The sequence below is a fragment of the Synechococcus sp. R5-12 genome, from assembly GCF_047502655.1.
GTDB lineage: Bacteria > Cyanobacteriota > Cyanobacteriia > Thermostichales > Thermostichaceae > Thermostichus.
On record NZ_JANSIM010000029.1, the window covers coordinates 1 to 25,333 of the forward strand.

At 59.3% G+C, this 25,333-nt stretch carries 22 protein-coding genes and 2 pseudogenes; 13 read left to right on the top strand and 11 right to left on the bottom strand.

What is annotated here, in order from left to right; all coding sequences use genetic code 11:
* Positions 1 to 361: 361 nt before the first annotated feature.
* The gene (locus NW843_RS02045; RefSeq protein ID WP_414349692.1) at positions 362 to 583 is read right to left on the bottom strand and encodes a high light inducible protein; all 222 of its coding nucleotides are present in this window, start codon (positions 581 to 583) and stop codon (positions 362 to 364) included.
* 199 nt (positions 584 to 782) lie between these two features.
* On the opposite strand from NW843_RS02045, the gene NW843_RS02050 reads away from it, so the two are divergent.
* Positions 783 to 1,265, top strand: coding sequence for a pyridoxamine 5'-phosphate oxidase family protein (locus NW843_RS02050; protein ID WP_414521968.1), 483 nt, complete (start codon positions 783 to 785; stop codon positions 1,263 to 1,265).
* A 67-nt stretch (positions 1,266 to 1,332) separates the two neighbouring features.
* Here the strand turns inward: NW843_RS02050 and NW843_RS02055 are convergent, their stop codons facing one another.
* Complete coding sequence (locus NW843_RS02055) at positions 1,333 to 2,271, bottom strand: alpha/beta fold hydrolase (protein ID WP_414399941.1); 939 nt, start codon at positions 2,269 to 2,271, stop codon at positions 1,333 to 1,335.
* A 267-nt stretch (positions 2,272 to 2,538) separates the two neighbouring features.
* On the opposite strand from NW843_RS02055, the gene NW843_RS02060 reads away from it, so the two are divergent.
* From NW843_RS02060 to NW843_RS02070, 3 genes are all read left to right on the top strand, one after another.
* The gene (locus tag NW843_RS02060; protein ID WP_414521969.1) at positions 2,539 to 4,860 is read left to right on the top strand and encodes a spermidine synthase; all 2,322 of its coding nucleotides are present in this window, start codon (positions 2,539 to 2,541) and stop codon (positions 4,858 to 4,860) included.
* 145 nt (positions 4,861 to 5,005) lie between these two features.
* Positions 5,006 to 5,623, top strand: coding sequence for an NADPH-dependent FMN reductase (locus NW843_RS02065; protein WP_414329765.1), 618 nt, complete (start codon positions 5,006 to 5,008; stop codon positions 5,621 to 5,623).
* Between the two features lie 350 nt (positions 5,624 to 5,973).
* The gene (locus tag NW843_RS02070; protein WP_414521970.1) at positions 5,974 to 8,883 is read left to right on the top strand and encodes a GAF domain-containing protein; all 2,910 of its coding nucleotides are present in this window, start codon (positions 5,974 to 5,976) and stop codon (positions 8,881 to 8,883) included.
* 24 nt (positions 8,884 to 8,907) lie between these two features.
* Here NW843_RS02070 and NW843_RS02075 read toward each other — a convergent pair whose 3' ends face one another.
* The 4 genes from NW843_RS02075 to NW843_RS02090 form a co-directional block, all read right to left on the bottom strand.
* Positions 8,908 to 9,876: an energy-coupling factor transporter transmembrane component T family protein gene (locus NW843_RS02075; RefSeq protein WP_414521971.1), complete on the bottom strand. Its 969-nt coding sequence runs from the start codon at positions 9,874 to 9,876 to the stop codon at positions 8,908 to 8,910.
* Positions 9,877 to 9,991: 115 nt separating this feature from the next.
* Positions 9,992 to 12,043 carry an SH3 domain-containing protein gene (locus NW843_RS02080; RefSeq protein ID WP_414521972.1) on the bottom strand — a complete coding sequence of 684 codons (2,052 nt, stop codon included), beginning with the start codon at positions 12,041 to 12,043 and terminating at the stop codon, positions 9,992 to 9,994.
* 128 nt (positions 12,044 to 12,171) lie between these two features.
* Positions 12,172 to 12,666, bottom strand: a complete 495-nt coding sequence (locus NW843_RS02085; RefSeq protein ID WP_011433071.1) for a DUF427 domain-containing protein — start codon at positions 12,664 to 12,666, stop codon at positions 12,172 to 12,174.
* A gap of 19 nt (positions 12,667 to 12,685) precedes the next feature.
* Positions 12,686 to 13,414, bottom strand: coding sequence for a Crp/Fnr family transcriptional regulator (locus NW843_RS02090; protein ID WP_414521973.1), 729 nt, complete (start codon positions 13,412 to 13,414; stop codon positions 12,686 to 12,688).
* Between the two features lie 251 nt (positions 13,415 to 13,665).
* On the opposite strand from NW843_RS02090, the gene NW843_RS02095 reads away from it, so the two are divergent.
* The 8 genes from NW843_RS02095 (at position 13,666) to NW843_RS02130 (ending at position 19,678) form a co-directional block, all read left to right on the top strand.
* The gene (locus NW843_RS02095; protein ID WP_414343224.1) at positions 13,666 to 14,328 is read left to right on the top strand and encodes a sigma-70 family RNA polymerase sigma factor; all 663 of its coding nucleotides are present in this window, start codon (positions 13,666 to 13,668) and stop codon (positions 14,326 to 14,328) included.
* Positions 14,329 to 14,330: 2 nt separating this feature from the next.
* Positions 14,331 to 14,939, top strand: coding sequence for an anti-sigma factor family protein (locus NW843_RS02100; protein WP_414521974.1), 609 nt, complete (start codon positions 14,331 to 14,333; stop codon positions 14,937 to 14,939).
* A 35-nt stretch (positions 14,940 to 14,974) separates the two neighbouring features.
* Positions 14,975 to 15,604 carry a hypothetical protein gene (locus NW843_RS02105; protein WP_414521975.1) on the top strand — a complete coding sequence of 210 codons (630 nt, stop codon included), beginning with the start codon at positions 14,975 to 14,977 and terminating at the stop codon, positions 15,602 to 15,604.
* A 65-nt stretch (positions 15,605 to 15,669) separates the two neighbouring features.
* On the top strand, positions 15,670 to 15,984 hold the full coding sequence (locus NW843_RS02110) for a DUF3181 family protein (RefSeq protein ID WP_414357902.1): 315 nt from the start codon (positions 15,670 to 15,672) through the stop codon (positions 15,982 to 15,984).
* A gap of 45 nt (positions 15,985 to 16,029) precedes the next feature.
* On the top strand, positions 16,030 to 17,097 hold the full coding sequence (locus NW843_RS02115) for an S-layer homology domain-containing protein (RefSeq protein ID WP_414521976.1): 1,068 nt from the start codon (positions 16,030 to 16,032) through the stop codon (positions 17,095 to 17,097).
* Positions 17,098 to 17,408: 311 nt separating this feature from the next.
* Positions 17,409 to 17,978 (top strand): photosystem I assembly protein Ycf4, encoded by a 570-nt coding sequence (locus NW843_RS02120; RefSeq protein ID WP_414521977.1) that lies wholly within the window; start codon positions 17,409 to 17,411, stop codon positions 17,976 to 17,978.
* Between the two features lie 202 nt (positions 17,979 to 18,180).
* Complete coding sequence (locus NW843_RS02125) at positions 18,181 to 19,017, top strand: DNA-methyltransferase (protein WP_414521978.1); 837 nt, start codon at positions 18,181 to 18,183, stop codon at positions 19,015 to 19,017.
* A 70-nt stretch (positions 19,018 to 19,087) separates the two neighbouring features.
* Positions 19,088 to 19,678, top strand: a complete 591-nt coding sequence (locus NW843_RS02130; protein ID WP_414521979.1) for an MvaI/BcnI family restriction endonuclease — start codon at positions 19,088 to 19,090, stop codon at positions 19,676 to 19,678.
* Between the two features lie 292 nt (positions 19,679 to 19,970).
* Here the strand turns inward: NW843_RS02130 and NW843_RS02135 are convergent, their stop codons facing one another.
* The 5 genes and pseudogenes from NW843_RS02135 to NW843_RS02155 all read right to left on the bottom strand — a co-directional run bounded on the left by NW843_RS02135 (position 19,971) and on the right by NW843_RS02155 (position 24,477).
* The gene (locus NW843_RS02135; protein WP_414521981.1) at positions 19,971 to 21,554 is read right to left on the bottom strand and encodes an NAD(P)H-quinone oxidoreductase subunit N; all 1,584 of its coding nucleotides are present in this window, start codon (positions 21,552 to 21,554) and stop codon (positions 19,971 to 19,973) included.
* Positions 21,555 to 21,677: 123 nt separating this feature from the next.
* A complete protein-coding gene (gene gvpJ, locus NW843_RS02140; RefSeq protein ID WP_414521980.1) occupies positions 21,678 to 22,952 on the bottom strand; it encodes a gas vesicle protein GvpJ in 1,275 nt (424 codons plus the stop codon).
* A gap of 110 nt (positions 22,953 to 23,062) precedes the next feature.
* Entirely contained in the window at positions 23,063 to 23,542 is a 480-nt protein-coding gene (locus tag NW843_RS02145; protein ID WP_414521982.1) for a peptidylprolyl isomerase, read from the bottom strand.
* 221 nt (positions 23,543 to 23,763) lie between these two features.
* Positions 23,764 to 24,241 (bottom strand): annotated as a pseudogene (locus NW843_RS02150) (phosphate-starvation-inducible PsiE family protein).
* A 50-nt stretch (positions 24,242 to 24,291) separates the two neighbouring features.
* The gene (locus tag NW843_RS02155) at positions 24,292 to 24,477 is read right to left on the bottom strand and encodes a DUF2256 domain-containing protein (protein WP_041437321.1); all 186 of its coding nucleotides are present in this window, start codon (positions 24,475 to 24,477) and stop codon (positions 24,292 to 24,294) included.
* Between the two features lie 285 nt (positions 24,478 to 24,762).
* On the opposite strand from NW843_RS02155, the pseudogene NW843_RS02160 reads away from it, so the two are divergent.
* Positions 24,763 to 25,299 (top strand): annotated as a pseudogene (locus tag NW843_RS02160) (RNA polymerase sigma factor RpoD/SigA); the annotation flags it as partial.
* Between the last annotated feature and the right edge of the window lie 34 nt (positions 25,300 to 25,333).

The window sequence follows — 25,333 nt, forward strand, 5'->3', positions numbered from 1 at the left end:
CCTACGGGTACAGTGCGGGGCTCCTGCGATTTCTAGCTGAACAGAACAGATTTTTGCTCAGCGCTGTTGCTTTCTTCCTGCTTCAGCAACCCTTGACTAGCGGTAGGTTTTAGACCTACCACCCCGCCAGGGGAGTCTCCACAGGCGTTAGTTCCCCCAGAGCTTGGGGTACATTTCAAACGGTAGCTGGGGTCTAGAAACATAAACCTAACCACCCGCTCTCTGCACACTCGCACAACTGCCTAGCGTTTGCACATCAGGTTGTAGAGAACTGTGCAGCAAAGTGAGGACTGCGTCCCACTATCGCGAACAGTCAATCGGCGATTAGAAACAGCCCTCTTCCTAGGAAGCGTTCTTTGGCTTATCGGCCCAGGGATTGCAGCCAGCCGAGCAGGGTGGTACCGGACAGAGCTTCAAACAGGATCAGGGCAACAAAGCCGATCATCGCCAAACGCCCGTTCAAGCGCTCTGCATATTCGGTGAAGCCCACGCGGGGGGTGCTGTCCACATACATTTCCGGCTCGATGGCGTAGTTGTTCAGCCGACCGCCTTCTTCGACGACGACGGAGCGATATCGGGTCATAGGGTTCTCCTCGTGCTTTCTTTCCCAGCGTAGCTCGCTTTGCGTAGGATTGTAAAGTTTTATTTACAACGTTGTTGACGCCCAACGCTCCGAGCTGCCGGGCAGAGTTCAACCAGGCCAGGAACAGCCTGTAAGCAGGGTTGTGGCTCTTGTCCCAGTACAGGGGAGCTGATAATAGCAAGGGGACTGGAGGACAACCATGTCGGTGCTGGAACAGTTAAATATGCTGCTGGATGGCCAGCCGGTGGCCAGCTTGGCGGTGCTGGAGCAGGGATCCCCGGCGGTGTCGTTGGTGCCTTTTGTGGTGCAGCGGGATCCCTTGCGCTTTGCCATTGTCATCAGCGATCTTTCTGGCCACACCCAGGCTTTGCGGGCAGATCCCCGTGCCAGCCTGCTCATCCACGAGCCGCCCACCCCAGGGGATCCCCGCAGTAACCACGCCCTGCCGCGGGTGATGGTGAGCGGAGAAGCCCAGTTTCTCAGCCGCGAGGAGGCGCAGGCGCAGGGGTTTGAAGCCCTCTACCGCGCCAAGTACGAGATTGCCGAGATGATCCTGGGCTTGGCGGATTTTCACTTCTGTCAGATCATCCCCAAAGCTGGCAGCTTCATCCAGGGGTTTGGCCAGGCATTCCGGCTGAGCGGCCCCAACCTGGATCAACTGGAGCATCTTGGTCGGGCGTAGATTATGAGAATTCCAAGGGCAGCCCGCGCCATCCTTGAGCCCAGGGAAGCTCTTGCTGCGCCGCTTCCTAGCTCCCCTCTTCTGGGGGGAGAGAATGGAGTCCTTTCTCAGGTTTTCGGGTGGGATCCCGGATCCAGTCCAACAGCAGCGGGTTGACCAGCTCGGGGGCTTCATCCTGGGGGCAATGGCCGACCCCCGGCAATGGGATGAACCCCACCACGCAAGGAAACTCTGCCAGGGCCCGCCCCAGAGCAATGGGTTCCCAGGGATCCGCTTCCCCCCACAAGATCAAGACGGGACAGGTGAGCTGAGGCAAGAGATCTTCAGCCAAAGGCCCCTGAGAATAGCGCACAAAGGCCAAAAAGACCTCTGCCGCCCCCGGCTCCAAAGCGGGTTTGAGCAAAAGCTGGATCAGCTCCTCGGTAACCGCTTCTTTGCGCCCGTAGGCTTGGAGGAGGATATTGCGAATGGCCCTAGCCTGGGCCACCTGAGCAAAGAAGAAACGACCAAAGGGGGGCCACCCCAGCAGGGATTGCAGCAAAGGGGTAAACTGGCGGCGCAGCCAGGAGACCTGGCCCCGTTTCCGCTCGTGCAATAGCCGCAGCGAGGGATCCAACATCGCTACCCCTAAAACCTGGGCTGGATCCAGAACCGCCGCCTGCAAAGCCACGATGCCCCCAATCGAGTTGCCCACCAGATAGACTGGCTGGCCCACCACCTCTCGGACAAAGTCTGCCACCAGGGATCCCCAGGTCTCGAAGGTGTAGGGCAAAGGGGATCCCGGCAGAGGCTTGGCGGATCCCCCAAACCCCAACAAATCGACCGCATACACCTGACAGTGCTGCCCCAGCTCCGGCAAATTTTTCCGCCAATGGTCGCTGCTGGCCCCAAAGCCATGGATGAGCAACACGGCTGGGCCTGTGGATCCCGACTGTTGGTAGCGAATGGGCTGGTCACGCCAGAGCCAGCGATGCTCTGTGTTCGCGTTGGCGCTGCATGGCAACATGGGGGTGCAGTGTAGTTTGAGTCAGCGTTGCGATCCTAACCGTTCGCGACAGCGAGACAAAGTCCTTGTGATTGGGGCAACTGAGAGTACTGGCGGAGGGTGGCCCCCTTCCACCCGTTGGCGCACTTGAATCGAGGAACAAGGATCGGCCTTCCTCTGAGTTGGGTGATCCCAAGGGGCACCACCAAGCGGCTACAACATCCCATCTCAAGCTTCCGGGAGAAAGTGGGGAATACTGGCAGTTGAGGGTTTTGCGGTGGGTCGGCTTTGGTTTGGCTAGTTGGCCTCAGCTTGTTTGGTAGCGCTTTTTGCCTCTTCTGGGGACAGTTGTTGGTGGGCAAGTTGCTGCTGCCGCTGTGGGGGGGATCCCCCCTGGTGTGGAATACCTGCCTGGCCTTTTTTCAGGCCACCCTGCTTTTGGGCTACCTGTGGGCAGATCGGCTGGGGCGCGGCCTCAATCCCAGGATGGGGGTGCTGATCCACGGGATCTTGCTGCTGGTCGGGCTGAGGCTTCTGCCCTTTCAGCTGGGGATCCCCGGCCAACCGAAAGAAGTGTGGCCCCCTCTCGCTCTGTTGGCAAACTTGACTTTGGGAGCTGGGGTGCCGCTGTTTCTCCTGTCGGCGACGACGCCGTTGCTGCAACGGGGGTTGGCGGCAAGAGGGGTCGCGGGGCAACGGGAGGCTTTGGATCCCTATTTTCTCTATGTGGCCAGCAATGCCGGCAGCTTGGGCGGGCTGCTGGGGTACCCGCTGGTGTTGGAGCCCCGCCTGTCTTTGGCTGGGCAAACTCACCTGTGGACGGGATCCTACGCGCTGGTGGCAGCCCTGGTGCTGCTGAGCGGGGTGGGTCTGCTGCTCAGTCGCAACAGCGTTGCGGAGCAACAAGAACGCGGGGCGGATTCCCAGGGATCCAGCGCTGCTCTGGGGAATTGGGCTGTTTCCTGGCGAGAGCGTTGGCGCTGGGCGGGTCTGGCTTTTTTGCCGGCGGGCCTGTTGGTGGCGGTCACCACCTTGTTGACCACCGACGTGGCGGCAGTGCCCCTGTTGTGGGCCATTCCTCTGGGGATCTATCTGCTGACACTCATGCTGGCTTTCGGGGGGATCCACCCCAATGAGTGGGTTTTGGGAACGACAGCTCTTCTGGCCTGCGGGGCGGTGGGGGTACAGGTCTTGGGCTGGGTGAGGCCCGGTTTTTTGCTTCTGCCGCTGCATCTGATCACCTTTGGGCTGGTGAGCTGGGGCTGCCACAGCCGGTTAGCTTGCCGTCGCCCGCCGGTGAAGCAGTTGACGCAGTTTTACCTGTGGCTGGCTTTGGGGGGGAGTTTGGGGGGAATGTTCTCTGCCCTCTTGGCACCGCAGGTGTTCGAGACGGTGCTGGAATATCCCCTGTTGCTGGGGATGTCGCTGGCCGTGCTGGGGGCGCAGGGGGGGCGGGTGGGCCTGTGGCTGGGGCTGGGGCTGCTCCTGCCTTTGCTGCTGTTGCACTTTCAACCGCAGGCGTTGCTGCAGGTGGGCGCTGGGGTGGGTTTGGCGTTGGGCTGGGCGGTGCTGGCGCTGTTGGTGTCAGGGGAGAGCCGTTCACAGCAGCAGAGCGGAGCCCCTGGCTGGCAGGCCAAGGTCGGTTGGGTGGGAGCAATGGCGGGGTTGGTTGTGCTGCTGGGGCAACCCTGGCTGCAGCCGGGACTGCAGGTGATCCACAGCGAGCGCAGCGCCTTCGGCCTCAACCGGATCGTGGAATACCAAACTGAGCAGGGATCCTTCCGCAGCCTTCTGCACGGCACCACTCTACACGGCAGCCAAAACTTGGACCCGGAAAAAGCGCTGGAGCCGCTGACCTATTTCGCTCGGCCTGGGCCCGTTGGGCAGGTGTTTGCGGCGTTTAGAGCCCAGGCTGTGGCTCCCATGCCCGCTATTGCCGTATTGGGGCTGGGGATCGGCACGTTGGCCGCCTATGCCGAGCCAGGGGATGAGTGGACGTTTTTCGAGTTGGATCCCACCGTGGCCGATTGGGCGAGCCGCTATTTTTCCTATCTCCGGTGGGCTCAGGCACGGGCGCAGGTGCAGGTCATCCTCGGCGATGCCCGGCTCAGCCTCAAGGGGATCCCAGAGGGCAGCTACGACCTGATGGTGATGGATGCCTTCAGCTCTGACGCGGTGCCGGTGCATTTGCTCACGCAAGAGGCTTTGGCCCTCTACCTGAGCAAGCTCAAGCCCCAGGGCTGGCTGCTGTTCAACATCACCAACCGCCACCTCGACTTGGCCCCGGTGTTGGCCGGCCTGGCCGGATCCCTGCAGCTTCACGCTTGGCACCAAGACCACCGGGATCTCTCCCCTGAGCAACGCCAGGCGGGGCTGGCCCCTTCCCACTGGGTGCTGTTATCGCCGCGCGACGCTTCGACGACCGCCTCAGCAGGGCGGAGCCCTTTGGCCCAAAACTCTGGAGTCCTGCAGGAACTGGATCCCTGGCAGCCCCTTTTGCCCCAAGCCGGGGATCCCGTCTGGCGGGATGATTTTTCCAACCTGCTGCAGGTGATCCGTTGGCCCCGGATCCCTTTGCTAAAGGGTATCCAGATCCCCAGTTCTGGATAGGAATCCGGCTGCTATCGCTACGCGACCCTTCGGCAAACGTGTTAGCGTTGCGGAGCAGAAAAGTTAAGGAAATCTTTACAACTCGAAGTTGGTATGAGTTATGATTGTTTGCAACGTAACTGATGTCTGCTCGGGAGTCCGGCCCATGTCTCCTCTACAAGCCCTCACTGGCAATCCTCAAACCACCATGGCTGAAACCTCTGCGGCTCGTTTCGTGGCAATCGGGGGCAGCTTGCGGCCCAATTCCCTGACGTACCAGGCGCTGGAGGTGGCGCGGCGCGAGTTTGAGAAGTTGGGGATCCCGTTGCACATCCTCGATCTGCGGCAGATGAAGTTGCCCTTTGTGGATGGCTCGGAGTCCTATGCGGATTATCCCGATGTGGCAGTCCTACGAGCAACCATGAAGCGGGCGGATGGGATCATCCTAGCCAGCCCGGAGTACCACGGCGGCATCAGCGGCAGCCTGAAAAATGCACTGGATCTGTTGAGTTTTGAGCAACTGGAGGGTAAGGTCTTTGGGTTAATCAGCGTTTTGGGCGGCGAGAGCAACAGCAATACCCTGAACCAGATGCGCTTGATTGTGCGTTGGGTGCATGGCTGGGTGATCCCAGAGCAAATCGCCATCGGTCGGGCTTGGAACGCTTTTGACGAGCAAGGCAATCTCAAAGACGAGAAGCTAAAACAGCGCTTTCAACACTTTGTCCAGAGCTTGGTGACCCATACTCACAAGCTGCGCGGGATCCCAGTGGTGAAGCCCTCCTGAAATTACAGTCATTCCAAACTAGATTGAGACACTCTCCAAGCGTTCCGCGACCAACCCCAGGGAAGTTAGGAAGCCATGAAGGACGGCTGCAGACAGACTACACTGGGGCTGGGTGAGAGATGAAAACCAAATCTTTCACTGCGTCGAGGATGGGGCCCGACGTCGAGAATCCCTGCCCCTTGGGGCGGAGAGTATGCCAAAGTTGTTCCAAACAGCAACAAGTCCGGGCTCTCTTCTTCTCACCTGTTGCCTCAGCGTTGCCCAGCAACAAATAAGGCTCAGATCCGACGGAGATCTGGCTGAGAGGGCATTGACTTGCAGAGGAACCCGCAGAATAGCTCCACACAGGTATGGTTCAGTCTGTTCCCCCTCATTCCGATAGAGCTGGGCCAATATCTCCCCTGGTGGCCCTGCAAGCAACCTTGCAGCAGATGCGGGAGCAGAGCGATGCCAACACCCTCGTTCAGCTCACGCTGGAGTATGTCAAGGCGGCGTTTGGGGCGCCGCTGATCTGGCTGGCCTTTTACGACTATCCAAATCACCAGTTGGTGGGTCAGGGGGGAGTGACCCTTCTTGAGGATCAAACCCTACTGCGGGCGGTGCATCCTCTACAGCCGGGGGAGATCCTGGAGCAGGTGGTGATCGAGCAGCGACCGATCAGCCTGCCTGACCTCTCTCAGGAGCCGCGCATGGGCATTTGGCAGCGGGAGGCCAGGCGACTGGGCGGGATCCAGGGCTGTTTCATTTATCCCTTCTCGGCCTACGGCCCGCTGTCGCGAACGGCAGTGGGACGGCGGCGCTGCTTGGGGATCCTGATGCTGGGATCCCAAATGTGGGGAGTTACCACCCGTGAGGACGAAAAGGCTCTCCTGGGGATTTTGCTGGGGCAGTTGGCAGCTTCTCTGCAAGAGTTGGAAAACGCTTGGCAACAGCAGACCGAAAAGCGCCTTGAGGATCCGCTCCTGAGGTTGGGAACGGCGATGCGCCAGGTGGGATCCCTGCAGGAACGGGTCAGCCTGGTGAGGCAGGAGTTACAGTCTTTTCTGGGCGCTGTCCACATTCAGGTGTATTGGCACGAGCGCAGCCAGGGTCAGTTCGTTCCCCACGGGAGCGTCCCCAAAGCTGTTCGCGACAGCAGGGCGGAGAAAGTCGGAGCAGGGCCGACAGGAGAGGTCAGCCTTTCGCTGCGGGAATTGGGGGACATGTACTACACCCTCGCCGATGGCCAGGTGGTGGTGGGCGGCACAGGGACGACTCGCTCTGAGGTTCCCCCCAAGCTGATGCAGCAGTTGCGGGCCCAGGCCGTTTTGGCGGCCCCGATTTTGCTGGAAAAGGATCTGCTGGGGTTCATCTGGGTGCAATCGGATGTGCCCCGTACCTGGCAAGCCGCTGAGCGACAGTTGGTAGCTGCTGCCGCCAATGGGTTGGCCTTGGCTGCCCCCCTAGAAAATCTGGATCGCCGCATTCGCCAGTTGGCCGATGACCAAGAGTTTGTGCAACAGGTGGGCCGCTCGCTTTACAACCCGGCGGAGCTGCAACAGGCTCTCCAGCAAGCCGTTGTCGGCCTGGCCCAGCGCCTGAAAGTCGGTGCAGTGGCCGTGTTGACGGTGGATCCCGACAGCCCCATCCCCCGCCTCTTCTACGAGTACCGCAGGGAAGGCAAGCAGACTTTGCCACAGCAGCTCAGCCCTCTGAGCGACCAGGACTGGCAGGATCTCATGCGCAGCGAGGTGGTCGTGGCAGAAAACTACGACCAAGATCTGCGCCTGCTCTCTTGGCGGCAGGAACTGGCAGGGGTTCGTTCCTTGATGCTGACCCACACCGGGGTCGGCGGTACCGCCACCACACCTGTGGAAGGGCTGCTCTTGGTGTTGCATCCCCAGCTACGGACCTGGAGCCGGGAAGAGCGGCAACTGCTGCGGGGGATCGCCCAACAGGTGGGGGTGATCCTGCGGCAAATTCGGTCAGAACAACGCCGGCAACGACAAGAGCAGTTGCTCAAGGGCCTGATCACCACTTGTTTAACCTTGCAAAACTCGGCCACCTTGTCAGATCTGTACACCACCACCGTCCGACAGACGGCCCAATTGCTGGGGATCCCTCTGGCGCTGGTGGTCAGTTGGCAGCCGGGGGAAAGCCGGGCTCAGCTCCAGGGGCCTTTTACTACCGCTGCCGGGACGGAGACCGGCTCCACCGAGATCGACCTGCAAGATCCCCTACTGGCCTACGCGCTGCAGTCGGCAGAACCTCTGCCGCTCACCCAGGAGCAGATCCCCCCTGCCAGCCGCACTTGGCTCAGTCGCGTCAGCGGTGCGGAGCACTTTGCTGCCGGCCTGGGATCCTGGCTGCTGGTGGCGCTGGGGGAGACAAACTCCTCGCAGGCGGGAGCTTTGGGAGTTTTGATCTTGGGGGCAGAAGCGGGCAAGGTTTGGGATCCCGACGAGCGGGCGGCTGTGATGCTGATCGCCCAGACCTGCGGCTGGACGGTGCGGCGCTTGCTCTGGATGCAAACTTTGCAAGAGCGGCAGGAGGTGCTCAGGGAGTTGAACTGGTACAAGCACCGCCGCCTGCTGGATATGCAGAATGCCCTTCTGGACAGCCTGCACCGCCTGGGTCAGGTGCCGGAGATCCCCGGAGACGAAGCCACCCGCTGGCAAAAGGTGGTGGAGATCGGCAGAGGGCTGCGGGATCTGACCGTCTCCACAAGGCCGTTGTTGCAGTCGGAAACTTGGCAGGTGCAGCCGCAGTCGCGGTCGGTGCCCTTGGCAACCTTGGTGCGCAAAAGCCTACGCCGAGTGGAGGCCCTGACCCAAAAACGCAAGCTGTGGCCGCGGGCCCATGGGGACATGAGCATTGCCGTCCAGGGGGATCCCGAACGACTGGAGATGGTGCTCTGGGAGGTGTTGACAGCCGCTATTTTGCGCAGCCCGGAAGGGGGGCGGCTGGATCTGTGGAGCCAAGCCAGCGTTCGCGATAGCGATGCGGAGCCCTTTGGCTATGCAGAGCTGCTGGTGGTGGATCAGGGCAGCTTCGACCCTCACCTGATGGCCGCCCTTCAGTTGGATCCGAACCAGGTGATCTACGCGGATCCTCTGCTCAAGTCGCCTCTATCGGTAAGTCCTGGTCTGGAACTCAGCCTGTGTCAACGGGTGGTGCAGCGGATGGGGGGCCAGCTCTCCTTTTACCTCTCTTCCGATGGGCGTTGTGTCTCTCGGCTGCTCCTGCCGATGGGCAGCGACGAGCCCCATCCCCCTGGGTAGGAAAAAGCTGTGTTGCCGGTCACCTTAGGGGGACAAGGTTCTGAGCAGCCAAAACAGGGGCAGTAGAGCCAGTAGGCCGCGATCCAGCCGCCGCAGTTGTAGGCGGTGCCAGCGCAGGGGATGGTCTGGGCCGGTCAGCCCACGGGCCTGCATTGCCATAGCCGTCTGTTCGGCACGCAGGAGCAAGTTTTCAAAAAAGCGCTCCACCAAGGCCAGCAGGGTTTGCATCCCGCCCCGGAAACTCAGGGATCCCCAGCGCACATCCCGAGTTCGCACCGCCCGCGCCAAGTTTTGCACCTCTTCCATCACCAAAGGCAGAAAGCGCAGCGCCAAGGTGAGGGTGAGAATTACTTCGGCAATCGGCCATCTCCAACGCTTGAGAGGCTGCAACCATTGGCCGATCCCCTCGGCAATTTCTTCGGGGGCCGTGGTCAACAGAAACAAATGGGTAGCGTAGAGCAACGTAAAAATGAGGGTGCCCAGCCGCAGCGCCACCGATAGAGAACGGCGGGAGACCTGAAAGGTTCGTCCCAATAGGGAAAACTGAACCAGGCGGTAGCGATAAGGAGTTTGCCAGGCACGGGTTTGCGCCCGCCAGGCACGGTCTGGGGATCCCTGTTCTACGGCCAAGTCGAAGTGCCCTGCACCGCTAACGGGAATCAGCCCATAGCCCACCACCTGCATATCCTGCCGTTGCGGTTTGGGAAAAACCCCCAATCCATCCGGCGCCAAGCTGGTGATCCCAAAGGTGAGCAGGCTCAGGGCCAGCACCAGGGAGAGTTGGCCCGACCAAACCCGGCGCGGCAGACGGGCCGCCACAGTTAGCAGCAGAAGAGCCACCACCACAGCCAAGCGCCAACCATTGCCGGCCAGAATGGGGCTGAGGAGAAAGCTAAGCAGCCAGGCCAGCTTGACTCGCGGATCCAGGCGATGTAGCCAGGTGCGAGGCTCTTCCAGATAAATCCCCAGCGGGGCATTGCGCAGAATATCCACAACAGTTGAGAAGGAAGCAGACTATACCCCTTAAAAGGGCGGGACCGAGAACTCCGTCCCCGTAGCGCGGTCGCAGCAGCGTTGCGGAGCAATAACAGCTGGCAGCAAGGGAGAGCTAGAGCCGTTCCACCAGACGGGTGGAGCCCGACTGGGCAGCGACCCATCCCCCCGGAGCCCCATCTCGCTCGATGCGCAGCCAGACGGGCACTTGTCCCTCACCGGCCTGCACCTCCACCACCCGCAGCAGGGCTTGGCGTGGGGCTGTCCCGACAATGGCTCCCGTCAGGCTGGGTTGCTGGCGAATGTTGATGCCATCGTTGGAGACCACCCGCACCTGTTGTACTCCTTGCCACTCCGCCAGAGGGCCGGTTAGCTCAGGCGGGGGAGTGAGTTCCGTCTGGCCGGGATTGTCGTTCGCGGAGGCGTCGCGTAGCGATATGTCAACCGGCGGCTGCTCAATTTGCACCTGGGGCTGCTCCAGCGGTGGTGCCGGCGGCGGCGTGAAGAGGCCCCGCAACATTTGCCAGATGACCAGCAGGGAGAGAATGCCCACACCAACTACCCCGGCCACTCGCGTCAGCGGTGCGAAGCCCACGGCGGGAAGGGCAGGACGCTTACGGGATCCCAAGCGGCTGCGGCGGTAACGTTCCACTTCCTGCATTCCGCTCACGCCAGCTCCCTCCCGCTGAGGGGAACGGTCTTGGGCGCGTTCGCGACAGCGGTGCGGAGCACTAGAACTCTCATCGGCAAGAGAAGAGACGCCTGCTTTGGGGGTGCTGCGGTAAGAGGGCAAATCCGAGAGGCGCGGGGGTTCTGGCACCCCCTGTTGCCAAGGGGCGGGTGGGCGATACAATTCCTGGGTTGGCTCAGGACCCACCACGGCAGGCAAATGAGGTGGGGGATGGGGGACTTGTTCGCGACAGCGGTGCGGAGCACTGGGAGAGAGCATCCCTGCCGGCGGGTCTTCGCGGCTGGGCATTTCGTCCAGGTAAGCTTGTACTTGGGGGTTGTCGAAGTAGGCTTGCAACGTCACTTGGGCGGCTTCCAGACCGCGGAACTCCGGGAACACCTCCTCCTGAAACCATTTTTCTGTGAAGCGGCACAGACCCGGCAGATGGTCGGGAGAACCGGCGGAGTGTTCTTCGATAAACTGCAAGGCCTCTACTTCTTGGGTGGAGCGCAGATGGGCGAGCGCGTCTTCGGTCTGCCCCAGCAACAGACTACAGATGGCCTGCTCCAGATGCACATCCTGCCGCTGCGCCAGACGAGCCAGGTAGCCGCGAGCACGCCGCACCAGAGCCGGGCGGTTTTCCAGATAACCTGCCGCCAGCAACACCTGCACGGCCAAGTAGGCGGCCACCATCGAGGGGCGCTCAGCCTCCCGCTCGAACAGCTCTTGCTGTTCTTTGAGGGTGAGGTGGCGACGTACCCGTTGGATAAAGCGCAGGAAATCTTCGGTGCTGAGGCCAGAGCCATCTTGCCCCATCCCCTCGATGCCGCCCCGTTCGTCCAGCATGGCTTTGAGGAGAGCCAGTCCCTGCTGTCGCTCCCCGTTCCCATCAGCGGTGTGTCTTCCAGCTTGGGCGGGAACACTTTGGCTAAGGAGTTGCAAAATGCGATAGGGACGCAGCTTGCCCAAATCGATACGGATCTCCGCTTGCATCTGCGGAAAGGCCTGATACTCCTCCAGCTCCGCCAAGCCCGCCTGTAGGGAACGCGCCGCCTCTTCGTAGGATCCCTGTTGCCAGGCTTCTCGACCCAGTTCCAGACGAGCGATGGCCCGTGCCAAAATGGCATCGGAACGAGCAGGGTGGCCCTGCTCCAGCATATGTTGAGCCAAGTCCAACGCAGCCTGGTACTCTCCGGCTTCGCAATACAAGCACAGCACTCCCGGCAAGCGTGTTTCTTCCACCGTCAAGGTGGGATCCGCCGGCATGAGATGTTCGTCGTAGTTTCGCCGTGCCTCAGGGTTCAGCAGCACAGAAGCTGCCTCTTGGATCATTTGAGCGCGAGCTTCCACAGCCTGTGGCGAGAACTCCAGCAGCCAGGAGCGCCCGCCCGGCTTGAGATCGATTCGCTCCCGGTATGCCTGCTCAATCTGATGCTCATCTGCCCGTGCCGACAGCATCAAAACCCGATAATAGTCGAGGGGCACCCGCACCGTCATGGTTTTTGTCCGCGCTCTCCGATTCGTGCCAGCGGGACGGAGTCCTTGGACAACTGACCCGCATCGACTTAACTGTAGTCCTTTTCCCCGGTAAAAGGGATCCCCCCTCGGGAATCGCTGCTCTGCCCCTACCAGTTCCAGCTACCCGGCTCTCCTTTGAAAGGGCCTACGACCTTTGAGGTGATCCAACCGCCGTAGAAATCTCCGGGTTGAGGCCGGACTCGTTCTCCACCTACCCGGCACTCCTGCACACGGCCTGGATAAAAGGCAAGGTAGTCGCGGATGGGCAAAAACGCCGGGCTGGGATCCGGATAGCTCCAGGCGGCATCTACGGCTGTTTGGGATCCGACCTGAACTGTCCAGTAGCAGGCAGCCCCTTTGAACTCACAGAAAGAGGTGCGAGAGCTGGGGCGGAGATACTGCAGTCGAACGTCGGTGGGGGGAATGTAGTAGGTGGGCGGGTGGCTGGTTTCCAGGACGCGGTAGCAACGGCGGCTTTGGGCAATGAGCTCGCCATTGAAGAGAACTTCCACCAGTTCTGTGGTGGGCTCCAGACGAGGTGGGCGCGGATAGTCCCAGACAGATTCTTGTCCTGGATGGGGAGAAATTGGTTGGGGAGACATGGGTCAATATCTTCAATATCTAAAGCAGACGGGTGGCCTCTACCAGTTTGGCGTACTGGATCAGCAGCAAAGACTGTTGCTCCGGCAAAGGCTGAATAACCCCCTGCTGCTGCAGACGGCTTAGCACCGCCGTGGCTGTCTCTCGGCTAACCTGGCTGATATCGGCCAAATCCTGGGGGGGAGGGTAGACAATGCGCATCCCCTGGGCGGTCTTCTCGCCAAAAGCTTCCGCCAGTTGCACCAGTGTATGCACCACCCGCAGCGGGGGGCTCTGCTGGTCAAGATCCGCCTGCAAGTTGGCCAGGCGCAGGCGACGGGAGAGGCTGCAGGCCAGTTGGTAACACAGTTGCGGCTCCCGCAACATCAGCGCTTTGAAGGTTGCCGCCGGGATCCCGGCCACCCGCAGCGGGGTTAGGGCCAGCACATCTCGCGAGCGGGGAGCTTCGTCCAGTACCGCCATTTCCCCCACCCAAGCGCCCGGCCCCAGCAAGGCAAGGGTTTTGGTGCTGTCTTGCGCCCGCAAAGCCCGCCGCACCTTAGCCCAGCCGGCGAGGATCAGATAAACTACGCTGCCCCAGGCATCTTGCATAAAGAGCGCCTGTCCCGCCGGGATATCCCGCAGCTTGACCTGGGATCCCAACCATTGCAAGGACGTTGCCGAAAGTTCGGCCAACATGGGTACCGCCTTGAGCTCGGAGAGGACGGCAACAGGAGCATCGGAAGTCATGCCGGGTCGGGGTTTTACCATACCGCAAGCCCACTGTAGCCCAGTTATCAACTCAAGAGCTATCCTGCAATCCACCACCCCGCCATGTGCGCCAAGATCTAGTGAGGAGGTGGTCTTGCTGTGGAGTCTTGCCGGTATGGCCCTCAGAGCCTCTAGAGCTACCCTGCGGTTGAGGGTGGGGGGAACCCAAACTCTGCCATTTCGTCTGGGCAACAGAGGTTCTGTCTGGGAGGGGATCCCTCCGCTGTTGTTGTTAGAACTTATGGATGCCTATGGATGCTGCCCTCAGCGACATCAGTGGCCAGCGCTGGTCCGTCTTGGTGAAGAACGTGCCTGTGCGGCCCGAAAAGCTCGCTGATGTGGATCTGGTGCTGATCTGTCAGCAGGGATCCCAGCCCCATCGGGAGGCTTTTGCCGAGTTGATGCGTCGCCATCAGGCCCATGTGGACAAGGTGCTCTATCATCTTGCCCCGGACTGGCAGGACCGGCATGACTTGGCCCAGGAAGTTTGGATCCGGGCCTACCGCCACCTGAAACGCCTACAGGAGCCGGCAAAATTTCGCAGCTGGCTGGGGCGGATCGCCACCAACCTGTTTTACGACGAGCTGCGCAAGCGCAAACGACAGCAGCAGCCCCTTTCTCTGGATGCGCCGATTCAGATGCGGGATAGCGAGATGGAATGGGAGCTGCCCAGCGAGAGCCCCAGTCCCCATGAGCACCTCGCCACCTGCGAGTTCTACGAGCGATTGCACCAAGCCGTCCGCGACTTGCCGCAGGCCTTTCGCCAGACAATCCTGCTGCGGGAAATTCAGGGAATGGCTTATGAGGAAATTGCCGAGATCACAGGGGTGTCTTTGGGCACTGTTAAGTCTCGCATTGCGCGCGCCCGCGCCCGCCTACAATCCACCCTAAAACCCTACCTTAATGGTGAATGACCATGGTTCGCGGCAACCCCAACCCCGACCCCAGGGATCCCCAGCAAGAGCTGCCGGTGGTGGATGAGCGCTTTGAACAGTTGAGCGCCTACTTGGATGGGGAATTGTCGTCTCAAGAGGCGCGGCAGGTGGAAGATTGGCTGGCCAGCGATCCTCAGGCGCGGCAACTGTACAGCCAACTGGCAGCTCTGCAGGCCGGTTTGGCCAATCTCAAGGCCCCAACCTTGAACTCCACCCAGACGGAGCTGTTGATCAGCCGTGTGTTCGCTGAGCTGGATCGGCGGCCAATGCTCGACCTGGGCTGGCGGCAACGTAAGGGCACCCCTTGGGGACGGGTGGCAGCGGCTGTAGTGGCCTTGGCAGGGGCGGGCTGGGTGGGATGGCGTTGGTCTCATCCCCAGCCTTTGGTATCGCTGGAAGATCCGCCGGTGCGTGTGGCCATCGTGCCTGCCTCTGCTCGTGTTGCCCAACGCTATCTTTTCGAGGCGGGGCAAAAGCAAGATGCCTACTCGATTTTGTTTGAGACAATCCCCAACCGTGGATCTCGCCCCGCCAACGGGACCGGAGCCGTTCGCATCAACGGGACGGAGTCCTTGGTGGGCTGGGAATGACCTGAGCAGGCTTGAGAAAGACTGAGGAGCGCAGGGTGGAAAAAGCAGTTCGCTGGGCTTGTGGGCTAGGAGTCTGCCTTTGGCTATGCAGTCTGGGATCCCTGTCGGCCCAGGCAGATCCCAGCAGTAGCCATCTGGCAACGCCGTCCGCGCCGGCGGGACGGAGTCCGAAGCAGTTGCACTCCTCTCCCAGTGGACAGGAGCCTGCCCCCCAGCCCACAAACCTGCCTTCACCCGGATCCCGTCTCACCCCTGCCCCCGATCAAAACCAATGGGCCCCTCCCAAGACGGAGCTATCGCCCTTTCCGGATTTCCCCCTCCTCAAGGAGTTGGATCCGTCCCCGCCAAGCTTGGCCGACCTGGGCATCCATTGGGATCGCCTGGCCCTGCTGCCGGATTCCGAGCTGGCAGAGGAAATCGATGTGGAGTTCAGCCGCCGCCTAGCCCGCCTAAACCGGCAAATTGCCGACCAACAAGAGCGCCTCTACCGCCTTTTGCAAACCTGGGACTCCGACGAGGCCGATATCCGCCAAATTCAGGCCCAACTGAGCCAGTTGCGGACAGAACGGGATCGCCTAGCTCTGGAACACCTGTTGATGCTGCGGCAGCTGCAAGAGAACTTCGCCCTACCTCTACCCGACCGCTCTGCTGCCAGCCCTCCCTGAGGAGTCCTTGGGTTCGGGTTATGATCTGAGGGAGGGGCAGACGCAACCACCAACGGAGCTGAGGGATGGCCAAAGTGCCCAGCAACCCAGAAATTGAGCAATTGGCCGCTGCCATTGGCAAGGAAGTTTACATCGATGTAGCCCGCTGGCATCTTTACCTGCGCGACGCCCATCTGCATACTCTTTTGGCGGAGCGACTGGCACCCCAGGTGATGGCAGGCAAGGTGGATGAGGACGCCGTCACGGAGATCTTGCAAGGGATCCCGGTGAAAGTGGGGGGTGGGCGCAAAGAATTGCCCCTGGCCGATCTCCTGCCGATGCAAAGCCTGCTTAACCTGCTGGATGTGCTGGAGGAGTTCAGCCGCAAATGGGCCCAATAGAGACCAATAGAGAAAGGTAGAGCGGTGCATCATCAGTCTAAACCTATGCGGCCTGGCCCCTGGCTCAAGCTCGGCAGCCTTATTCCGCTGCTCTGGCTGTTGTCGGCCTGTCAGGGAACCGAGTGGGGAGAACGGCTGGAGCGCGCTGTACGCCCAGTAGGTCTGCCCACAGCCCAACCTGAGCCGCTGGCACCTCCCTCGCCTCAACCTTCGCCGGGATCCATCCCGCCCTCTATCTCCGCTCCCCCTGCTCCCACCCCTTCCTCACCTCTGCCCAGCCAGGACAGCAGCCGCTTTGCAGACTTGGAGCCCGGATCTCTGGTGGCCCGTTCGGTGGGATACCTAGATCGGTTGGGAGTTTTTGCCGATATCTCCAGCAGCGAATTTCAGCCGCAGCGCAGCGTTCGTCGCGGAGAATTTGCCCGTTGGCTGGTGTTGGCCAACAACGCCATCCACGCCGACGAGCCCAGTCGGCAGATCCGCCTGGGATCCCCCTCGGAACGCCCCCTCTTTTTGGATGTGCCGGAAGAGGATCCCAACTTTCGCTACATTCAAGCCCTGGGAGCTGCCGGCATAATTGCCGGAGATGCCAATCGAGAGTTTCGCCCCAACAGCCTGCTGTCGCGGGCGGAGTTAATCCGCATGAAGGTGCCCCTGGACTTACCTCCCGGCCAGATCAAGGGATCCCGAGCAGAGCTGGAAGAGCGCTGGGGGTTTACCGATGCGGCGCAAATTCCTCCTGAGGTTGTTCCTGCTCTGGTAGCCGATCGCAGCCTAGAGAATGCCTCCACCGTGCTGCGCACCTTTGGCCCCATCCGCACCTTCAACCCCTTCGAGCCGGTCAGCCGCGGGGAAGCCGCCATCGCCCTGTCGGCTTTTGGGGAACGAACGGCCCAAGACGCCATACCCCAGCCGCCAGCCTTGCCAGACCCAACCCCTGAGCCTCAGCCTTCTCCCCCTGCCGCAGAACCGGAGCAGACGGCTTCTCCCGAGCCGGATCCCACCCCTGCCTCTCCCTCGGATGCTGCTGATGAGCCCCCTGGGCAGACCCGACCCAACCCCCCGGAAGTCGCCCCAGGAGAGGGTAGGATCGTCACGCCGGGTAAGCCCTAACCCTGAAGTGAGCGAGGATCCCATCGGCGTATACTGTCCAGGTTTTATCAGCAGATGGAACACCTCAGAGCTCCAGCAGGGATCCCTGCTACGGCTCTTACAAGGAGCAAAAGGAGCCATAACAATAAAAACTATCCCTAACTCCCTTCGGGAGAGGGGCTGTACAGCGCAGAGGACTTCCGCCCCCATTCCCCAGGCGGCTCTAGCTCTTGCCAGTCCCCTGAGCGCCCCTCTGCTGGGGAAAACCCTTGCCGCCCATAGCCTATAGAATGGGGGAAGCCAGCCTTGGAAAACCTGCAGGGATCCCAACTGTGTCCGCCATTGTTCCTGAAATCCGTTCTGACGATTTGCTGCGCTACACCGTGATTGGGTCGCGGCGGCCCAGCGTGTACTTTTGGGCGGTGGCGCTGACGGGGGGAGGGCTGGGCTTTACCTTGGCCGGCCTTTCCAGCTATCTCCACCGCAATTTGCTCCCCTTTTCCGATCCCGCCAGCCTGGTGTTTATTCCCCAGGGCATTGCCATGCTCTTTTACGGGGTGCTCGGATCCCTGGCGGGGCTATACCAGTGGCTGAGTTTGTATTGGAACTTGGGAGGCGGCTACAACGAGTTCGACCGGCGCACGCAAAAGATAACGCTGGTGCGTCAGGGCTTTCCGGGCAAAAACCGTGAAGTCCGCCTGGAGTATGACTTTGCCGATGTGCAAAGCTTACGGGTGGAGCTGAGAGAGGGGCTTAACCCCCGCCGAGCCATCTACTTGCGGGTGAAAGGACGTGGCGACATCCCCCTCACCGGCGTTGGGCAGCCGCCTTCTTTGGCCGAGATTGAAAACCAAGCCGCCGAGATTGCCCGCTTTCTTAATGTCAGCCTAGAGGGTATTTGATCCCTTCTCCAAGATCCCCGTTGCTCTAACCACACCCTACCAGTCGACCTAAGCGAGAGGAAGTCCTGTGATCGTGCGACGGCAAGGTCATTGAGAAGGGGCTGGAACGGCGAAGTCAAATAGAGTTAATGCGGCGAAGCAGCATACTTTTGCTTCTATCTTACAGTAGATTTGACTTGCGACTAGTCAAAAAGCAAACCCAATGACAGCACAGGTACAACTTGAACTACAACTTGAACAAAGTATCCACGAGGTAGCGAAGCCGAGCAAGCCAGAATTGGTATGGAAGTCCAGTGATGGATTGTCCTGCCTGTACCATGGTGATAGTTTGGAACTCATGGCTTCGCTGCCTGCTGAGAGTGTGGACTGTATTTGGACTGATCCCCCGTATAACCTTTCAAATGACGGGATTACCTGTGTTGCTGGGCGCATGGTTAAGGTGAATAAAGGCGAATGGGATCGTAGCAAAGGTGTTGAGCTAGATCATGAGTTTAATAAAGCTTGGTTGGCTGCTTGCTATCGCTTACTTAAGCCCACAGGTACCATATGGGTCACAGGTACTTTGCACGTTTATCCATCTGTTGGATTTGCTATGCAGCAGCTTGGGTTTCGGATTATCAATGACATTATTTGGGAAAAACCATCTCCACCTCCGAATTTAGGGTGCCGCTGCTTTACTCATTCAACAGAACTAATTCTTTGGGCGACTAAGGCATGTAAAGGAAAGGAGCGTTACACTTTTAATTATGAGCAAATGAAGGCTGAAAATGGCGGTAGACAGATGAAAAATATCTGGCGAATTCCTCCTCCAGGTAAAGCCGAGAAGGTTTATGGAAAGCACCCAACTCAAAAGCCGGTTGCTCTAGTTTCCCGATGCCTTCGCGCTAGTACTAACCCTGGCGACTTGGTTTTCGATCCGTTTGCGGGTTCCTCCACGACTGGAGTTGCCGCTTTGTTATTGGGTCGGAGGTTTATTGGTTGTGAAGCAGATGCACGCTATGTTGAACTATCAATTAGACGATTGAGCAACCTTGTTTGACTAAGTTGCCACCTGCATTGAAGCAAGACTGTCTATGGAAAGGGCAGAGGCGGTTAGCAGGCTCACTACGTTGGTAGGTCAGGATCTACGGCAGCTAGCAGACCAACTTAACGTCACGGTTTGGAGCAAAGACAATAAGAAAAACAAAGGCTGGGCTGGTCATACGATTGAGCGTTACTTAGGCTTGGCTCTCAACTCATCTCGATCACCCAACTTTGGGAGCTGGGAACTAAAGCTAGTCCCATTAGTAGTTCGAGTAGTTCGAGGATCAAGGGTACTTCGGGTAAAAGAAACAATGGCAATCACTATGATAGATCCTGTGGAAGTTGAAAGTAGAGAGTTTGAAGAAAGTCACCTCTTCAACAAATTACAGAGAATCGTTGTCGTAGCACGTATATTCGAGAGCCAAGCAGATGAGCGTTCTATTGTTCACTCAGTAGCTTCCTTCGATCTTAATGACCCCGAAATTTACGATCAGGTGAAAGCAGACTACAACCTTGTTCGAGAAACAATAAGAACCAAAGGATTTTCAAGTCTTAGTGGCAAGATGGGAAAACTTGTGCAGCCAAGAACGAAGGGACAAGGTCATGGAAGTACCTCTCGGGCATTCTATGCTCGCAAAGAGTTCGTCGCGCACATCTTGGGATTGAGAGAGGACTGATCGATTACCTTGCCCGCTCCACCTTTCTGGATAATTTTATGCTAGTTGCGGCCTGTGTATCCAAAGACAGCTCCTCGCCTATACCTCGACAAGTAACCTGAGTTTCCCAACACCATACTCAGCACTGTGCATGGAACACTCCCTGAGGCCGAAGTGCAGAGAGATCAAGCTGCTTGATCCAGGGCTGATGAGGCAACTTTTTAGAGGGATGCCAAGCACTAAAGCTGTGGTCTCGAACGCTGCACAACACTTTGTCAACTTTGTGAAGACGAGGTGGGGAGAACCCCAAAAACTATCCTTTGCCAGCTTGAGGAGAGGAACCCAGGGATCCCTTGACTGCCACCTGAAGACTCGCCGACTCTGGAATGGGCGCTTGTGCTGTCGGGAACCCCAAGAAGGGGCTTTGCTCTACCGCCTGGGTGGAGAGGGTAAAGAGGGGATTGGAGAGGATCCCGGCAAAGATGGTGGCCACCAAAGTGAACACCAGGCCCACCCGCAGAGCCTGCATGCCTTCCGCCTGCCAGTTGGTCTCGGGGTAATTTTGCACCGAAACCGACATCTCCTGCGGCTCTTTCACCACAATCGTTTTCACCACCCGCACGTAGTAGTAGATGGAGATGACGCTGGTGACCAACCCCACCAACACTAGGGTATAGGCCCCTGCCTGCCAACCGGCCCAGAACAGGTACAACTTGCCGAAGAAGCCTGCCAGAGGGGGCAACCCACCCAACGAAAGCAGACAAATGCTCAAGCAAAGGGTGAGGAAGGGATCCTTCTGGTAGAGGCCGCTGTACTCGTTGATTTCGTCGGTGCCGGTCTTCAGGCTGAACAGGGTGATGCACAAAAAGGCCCCCAGGTTCATGGCCAAATAGACCATCAAGTAAAAGATCAAGCTGGCATAGCCTGCCTCGGTGCCCGCCACCAAGCCGATCAAAACGAAGCCCGCCTGTCCAATGGAAGAATAGGCCAGCAGCCGTTTGAGGCGGGTTTGGGCAATGGCCACCACATTCCCCAGCACCATGGTCAAAATGGCCAGCACCGAGAGCACCGCCCGCCACTCTTCCGTCATCGCCGGAAACACGGTGGCCAAAAAGCGCACCGCCAAGGCAAACCCTGCCGCTTTGGATCCCACCGACAAAAAGGCCACCACCGGAGTTGGGGATCCCTCGTAGACATCAGGAGTCCACTGGTGGAAGGGCACCGCCGCCAACTTAAACCCGATACCACCAATGCAGAGGACCAAAGCGATGATCCCTGCCAAGCCGGCATCCCCCATAGAGGAGGCAATGGCTTCCAGCTTCGTTTGCCCACCCGAAAGGCCGTAGAGCAGCGACATGCCGTAGAGAAAAATGGCTGTGCTGCTGGCCCCGATCAAGAGATATTTCAGGGCTGCCTCCGAAGAACGCGGATCCCGCTTGGTGTAGCCGGCCATCAGGTAGCTGGCAATGCCCAGGGTTTCCAGAGATACAAACACTAGGATCAAGTCCGTCGCCCCGGAGAGGAACATGCCCCCCAAGGTGGCCGTGAGCAGCAACACATAAAACTCGCCTGTGGGCGCTCCGGACTGAGAGATGTAGCGCTCCGCCATCATCACGGTCAGTACCGCCGTCCCCACCACCAGGCCACGGAAGAGAATGCTGATGGGATCCGCCGCAAAGCTGCCCAAGAAGCTCTCCAACTGGGGCTGCTGCCACTGCAACACCAAGGTCACCAAAGCCCCAATCAAGCCAAAGATGGAGAGGGCCGGAAGACTTTTGCGCGCCGCCGAACCACCGACCAAATCCACCACCAAGACGAGCAAGAGGGTGAGGGTAACCACCACTTCTGGCCAAATGGCACCGGCATACAGGTTTCCGGTTGGGGCAAAGACATCCATAGGGGAAGACATGAAGACAGATGAAGGGGATCCACAGCCAGCATACCGCGATTTCCGGTCTCTCTTTCCGCTTCCGGCATCTCTTCTCCCAATCGTCTCCATCAGCACTCTCAATCCACGGGCTCAGTAGAGCTTGGCGCTGGAGGTGAGCACCAACTTCAGGCGGGCGTGGATCAGATCCAAGTCCGCCAGCCCCAGGTCGATCTCCCCATCGATGACGATGCCGGTGTGGATCAGCCGATCCAACAGTTCCAGCACGGATCCCTCGCGGTGGGGTTGTCCGGGGTAGTAGTCCCCCTGGCGGGGCAGGAGGGTGCCCAGATCTCCGAGCTCCAGGTTCAAATCCGCTGGGTCGATCTCCAACAGGCTGCAGATTTGTCGAATTTGCTCCCGCAAGGCTTGTAGGCTGCTGCCGGCCCGCTCAATCTGCTCTGCAGAAAGGCGCTCGGCCTCCATTTGCCGCACCACCTGCGCCTCCATCAACTGCCGCAACAGCTCCACCAAGGTCAGCACCAGAGAGGCCAAACCGGCTTCCGGGCGTTTCCGGCCAGGGGTGGGCCGAGTCTGGCTCAAGTCTTCCCAGCTGGCGGGACTAATCGAAAGGCGCGGCGGGGGAGGAGAAGCAATCCAACGGTCAAAGGGCTGACAAAGCTGTTCCAGGCTGAGCAAGCGGAGACGGGGATCCCGCGCGGCCTCTTCCCTTTCCTCTGGTAGGTTGTAGCCCCAGTCGGCCAAAAACAAGAGAACCTGCTCCAGCTCCGGCACCCTCTGCACCTGGCGCAGCGTTTGCAGGCGATCCTCCACAAACCACAGCTCCTCAGCCGGCAGTTGGGCGGCAGCCAGTAGCCGCTGTAAAGTGGTGGCTTTGGGGGCGCGCACTTCCTTGCCCAGAATGCGGTGGCGCGGCAGTTGGATCCCTTCTCGACCCAAGAGCTGCTGGATGAACCGTCCCTCTTTGGTGCTGAGGATGGCCAAGCGCGGCTCCCCGGCAGCCTGAACCTGGCGTAGCCAAGCCGCCACCCCCGGATAAAACCGGTGCAGCCCCAGCCACCCCTGCAGATCCTCTGCAATCCAGCGATCCCGCACGCCATCCAGCACTTGGGCCAAACCTAGCTCGGAGACCCCCACCTGCTGCAACAACCGCTGCCGCCAGCCCGGCCAGTCTTGGCGCAAGTCCTCCTCCCGGATCCCTTGCTGCAGCCCCCACAACAACAGAGGCATCTCCCAGCCGGTCTCGATCAGCGGGCGCAGACGGTCAAAAGCAGGACGCAGCGGCTCTAGCTGAGCAGGAGCCAAGCCCCACACCTGAGCACAAACGCGGCAGGAAGAGGCAAAATACTCCGCCCGCCCATCGCAGAGCACACCATCAAAATCCAGAACCAGAATGCGGGGGGACATTCGCCGGGGCCTAGCGAACTCCATACCTGAGTCCCCCTGAGGGCAAGTTGCAAAAATGGGGCCAGAGGCCAAGTTAATTTAACCAAACTGTTCCACCCGATTGGCCCAACCTAATTGGATTCCAAGATGCGAACCGACTTGATCTCCACTGGATTCAGCGGGCGATCCTGAGGGCCGGTGGGCGCAGTTGCAATTTTATCCAACACATCCTCTCCCTCGATCAATTGCCCAAAGATCGTGTAGTTGGGCGGCAGCGGGTAGTCGGCATGCATGATGAAGAACTGGCTGCCATTGGTGTTGGGGCCGGCGTTGGCCATCGCCAAAGTGCCGCGGCTGTAGGGACGTTGCACCGGCTCATCGGGAAAGCGGTACCCCGGCCCACCCCGCCCCGTGCCCGTGGGATCCCCGCCCTGGATCATGAAGCCCCGAATCACGCGGTGAAAGATGACGCCATCGTAGAAGTGGTCGTTGGCCAAAAAGACGAAATTGTTGACGGCGAGGGGAGCTTCTTGCGGGAACAGCTCCAGAACCATTGTGCCGGCGGTGGTCTCCATCGTGGCCGTGTAGGACTTGGCCGGGTCGATCACCATCGGGGGGGGATTGTTGTAGGTTTTCACGGGTTTGCCCAATTGTTGTGCCAGGAGCAAATCGCGAGAAGAATGCGGGCGGGCCAAGACAGGGAGAGCACTCAGCCCCACCCAAAGCACCACCATCAGCACAGCTAACTTCACCAGGCTGGCCAACTCAGATCGCACACGCACGTTTCTTGCAGGAAAGCTCCACCCCTATCCTACCAGGATTCTGTCCGAGCCTAATTTTCCCCGGACTTGGATGGAGGCTTGGCTCGCCGCACCAGCCAATAACTCACCGAGAGGGCCAACGTTGCTGCCCCCAACCCGATGAGATCTAACCCCCCCCAGCTTCTCGAAATCGAAAATGATGATCTTGCGGGCCACCGCAATCAAAGAGGTGACGATCACCAGCTCCACCTGCACCACCTGCTTTTGCAAGTAGGCGGTAATGTTCTCCAGAATTTCCAGCGCAATCAGAATATTTAAAAAGAGGCCGAAGATCTCGATTAAAGTGGTGGAGAAAAACCCAGTTGGCTCGGTCAACAAATCTGCCACCAAGAACCGGGCCAAGTCCACCACTGCTACTGTGATTAGCCCGATCATCAAAATTGAAAGCAGCTTCGAGATCAGGCTTTCCAGGCGGGTGATGGCCCGCAAAAAGGGATCCTCCTCTTCTGTCTCGTGGGGATTGTGCAACAGCCACTTGAGAAACCGCATCGCCAACTCCGACGGGCCCAAACCCCTGTGTTCTGGTCTCAACGACAACATTATCCGTCCCAACCGTCTTGCCGGGAAGCAGGCAGGGATCCCTTGGGGCGATGATTGCGACACCGCTCGGAACAGTATTTCACCTCCGACCAACAGTCGGCCCACTTTTTGCGCCAGGTGAAGGGTCGCTGACAGGTGAGACAAATCTTGCTGGGCAAATCCGATTTCTTCCGTTGGCGTGGCATGGTGCACTGCAAAACAAGGTCAACTCTGTAGTCAGTTTAACAATCCTACCGGATGCTGACCGTTACCATCACGGGGGTGCTTGGCCTGCGCCCCACCTTAGCAAAAGCTAAATTCTGAACCTTCTGAGAAGAGAAACCGAGTAGCCTCTTGAAATCCGGCGAGATCTCTGCCCTGTGTCTGCAGGGATCCCTGAAGGAAGTTGGGTTTGCTGAAAGGTTAGCCGCCTCCATCCTGTACTGAGTAAAGTTCTTAACACTCGCTTGTGAACTTGAGCTTGAGTTTGTATGAAATCTCAACCAAATGGGACGAATGTAGCTGTTCAGAACTCTCCTCCTCCACTGAAGCGGGTTGAGGTACGGCTCAGCAAACCCGGCAACCGAGCGACCCAAGCCTCGCTTTCGGAAGACTCAGTGGGCGTATTTTTGCGGGAAATGGCTCGCTACCCACTCCTCAATGCCGAGCAGGAAGTGAAATTGGGACGGCTGATTGCAGAGGGGGGAGCCGCCGGGGAACGGGCGAAACGGGAATTGGTTAGGGCCAACCTGCGCCTGGTGGTCTCGATTGCCAAAAAGTACTTAAATCGCGGTGTGCCGTTTCTGGATCTGATTCAAGAAGGCACCATTGGCCTGATCCGAGCCGCAGAAAAATTTGAGTACGAACGCGGCTACAAGTTTTCCACCTACGCCTACTGGTGGATTCGCCAAGGGATCACCCGCGCCGTTGCCAATCAGGGGCGCCTGGTGCGGATCCCGGTGCATATGGTAGAAAAGCTCAACCAGGTGAAGCGGATCCGGCGAGATCTGACCGAAGCCCTAGGTCGTGTTGATCTTATGTTAGGATAGAGAGAATAATTTA

What these genes read in the sequence shown, in the direction of transcription:
- NW843_RS02045 (WP_414349692.1), bottom strand. Translation starts at nt 583, where the DNA reads ATGACCCGATATCGCTCCGTCGTCGTCGAAGAAGGCGGTCGGCTGAAC.
- NW843_RS02050 (WP_414521968.1), top strand. Translation starts at nt 783, where the DNA reads ATGTCGGTGCTGGAACAGTTAAATATGCTGCTGGATGGCCAGCCGGTG.
- NW843_RS02055 (WP_414399941.1), bottom strand. Translation starts at nt 2,271, where the DNA reads ATGTTGCCATGCAGCGCCAACGCGAACACAGAGCATCGCTGGCTCTGG.
- NW843_RS02065 (WP_414329765.1), top strand. Translation starts at nt 5,006, where the DNA reads ATGTCTCCTCTACAAGCCCTCACTGGCAATCCTCAAACCACCATGGCT.
- NW843_RS02070 (WP_414521970.1), top strand. Translation starts at nt 5,974, where the DNA reads ATGGTTCAGTCTGTTCCCCCTCATTCCGATAGAGCTGGGCCAATATCT.
- NW843_RS02080 (WP_414521972.1), bottom strand. Translation starts at nt 12,043, where the DNA reads ATGACGGTGCGGGTGCCCCTCGACTATTATCGGGTTTTGATGCTGTCG.
- NW843_RS02085 (WP_011433071.1), bottom strand. Translation starts at nt 12,666, where the DNA reads ATGTCTCCCCAACCAATTTCTCCCCATCCAGGACAAGAATCTGTCTGG.
- NW843_RS02090 (WP_414521973.1), bottom strand. Translation starts at nt 13,414, where the DNA reads ATGGTAAAACCCCGACCCGGCATGACTTCCGATGCTCCTGTTGCCGTC.
- NW843_RS02095 (WP_414343224.1), top strand. Translation starts at nt 13,666, where the DNA reads ATGGATGCTGCCCTCAGCGACATCAGTGGCCAGCGCTGGTCCGTCTTG.
- NW843_RS02100 (WP_414521974.1), top strand. Translation starts at nt 14,331, where the DNA reads ATGGTTCGCGGCAACCCCAACCCCGACCCCAGGGATCCCCAGCAAGAG.
- NW843_RS02110 (WP_414357902.1), top strand. Translation starts at nt 15,670, where the DNA reads ATGGCCAAAGTGCCCAGCAACCCAGAAATTGAGCAATTGGCCGCTGCC.
- NW843_RS02115 (WP_414521976.1), top strand. Translation starts at nt 16,030, where the DNA reads ATGCGGCCTGGCCCCTGGCTCAAGCTCGGCAGCCTTATTCCGCTGCTC.
- NW843_RS02125 (WP_414521978.1), top strand. Translation starts at nt 18,181, where the DNA reads ATGACAGCACAGGTACAACTTGAACTACAACTTGAACAAAGTATCCAC.
- NW843_RS02135 (WP_414521981.1), bottom strand. Translation starts at nt 21,554, where the DNA reads ATGGATGTCTTTGCCCCAACCGGAAACCTGTATGCCGGTGCCATTTGG.
- gvpJ (WP_414521980.1), bottom strand. Translation starts at nt 22,952, where the DNA reads ATGTCCCCCCGCATTCTGGTTCTGGATTTTGATGGTGTGCTCTGCGAT.
- NW843_RS02145 (WP_414521982.1), bottom strand. Translation starts at nt 23,542, where the DNA reads ATGGTGATCGACCCGGCCAAGTCCTACACGGCCACGATGGAGACCACC.
- NW843_RS02155 (WP_041437321.1), bottom strand. Translation starts at nt 24,477, where the DNA reads ATGCCACGCCAACGGAAGAAATCGGATTTGCCCAGCAAGATTTGTCTC.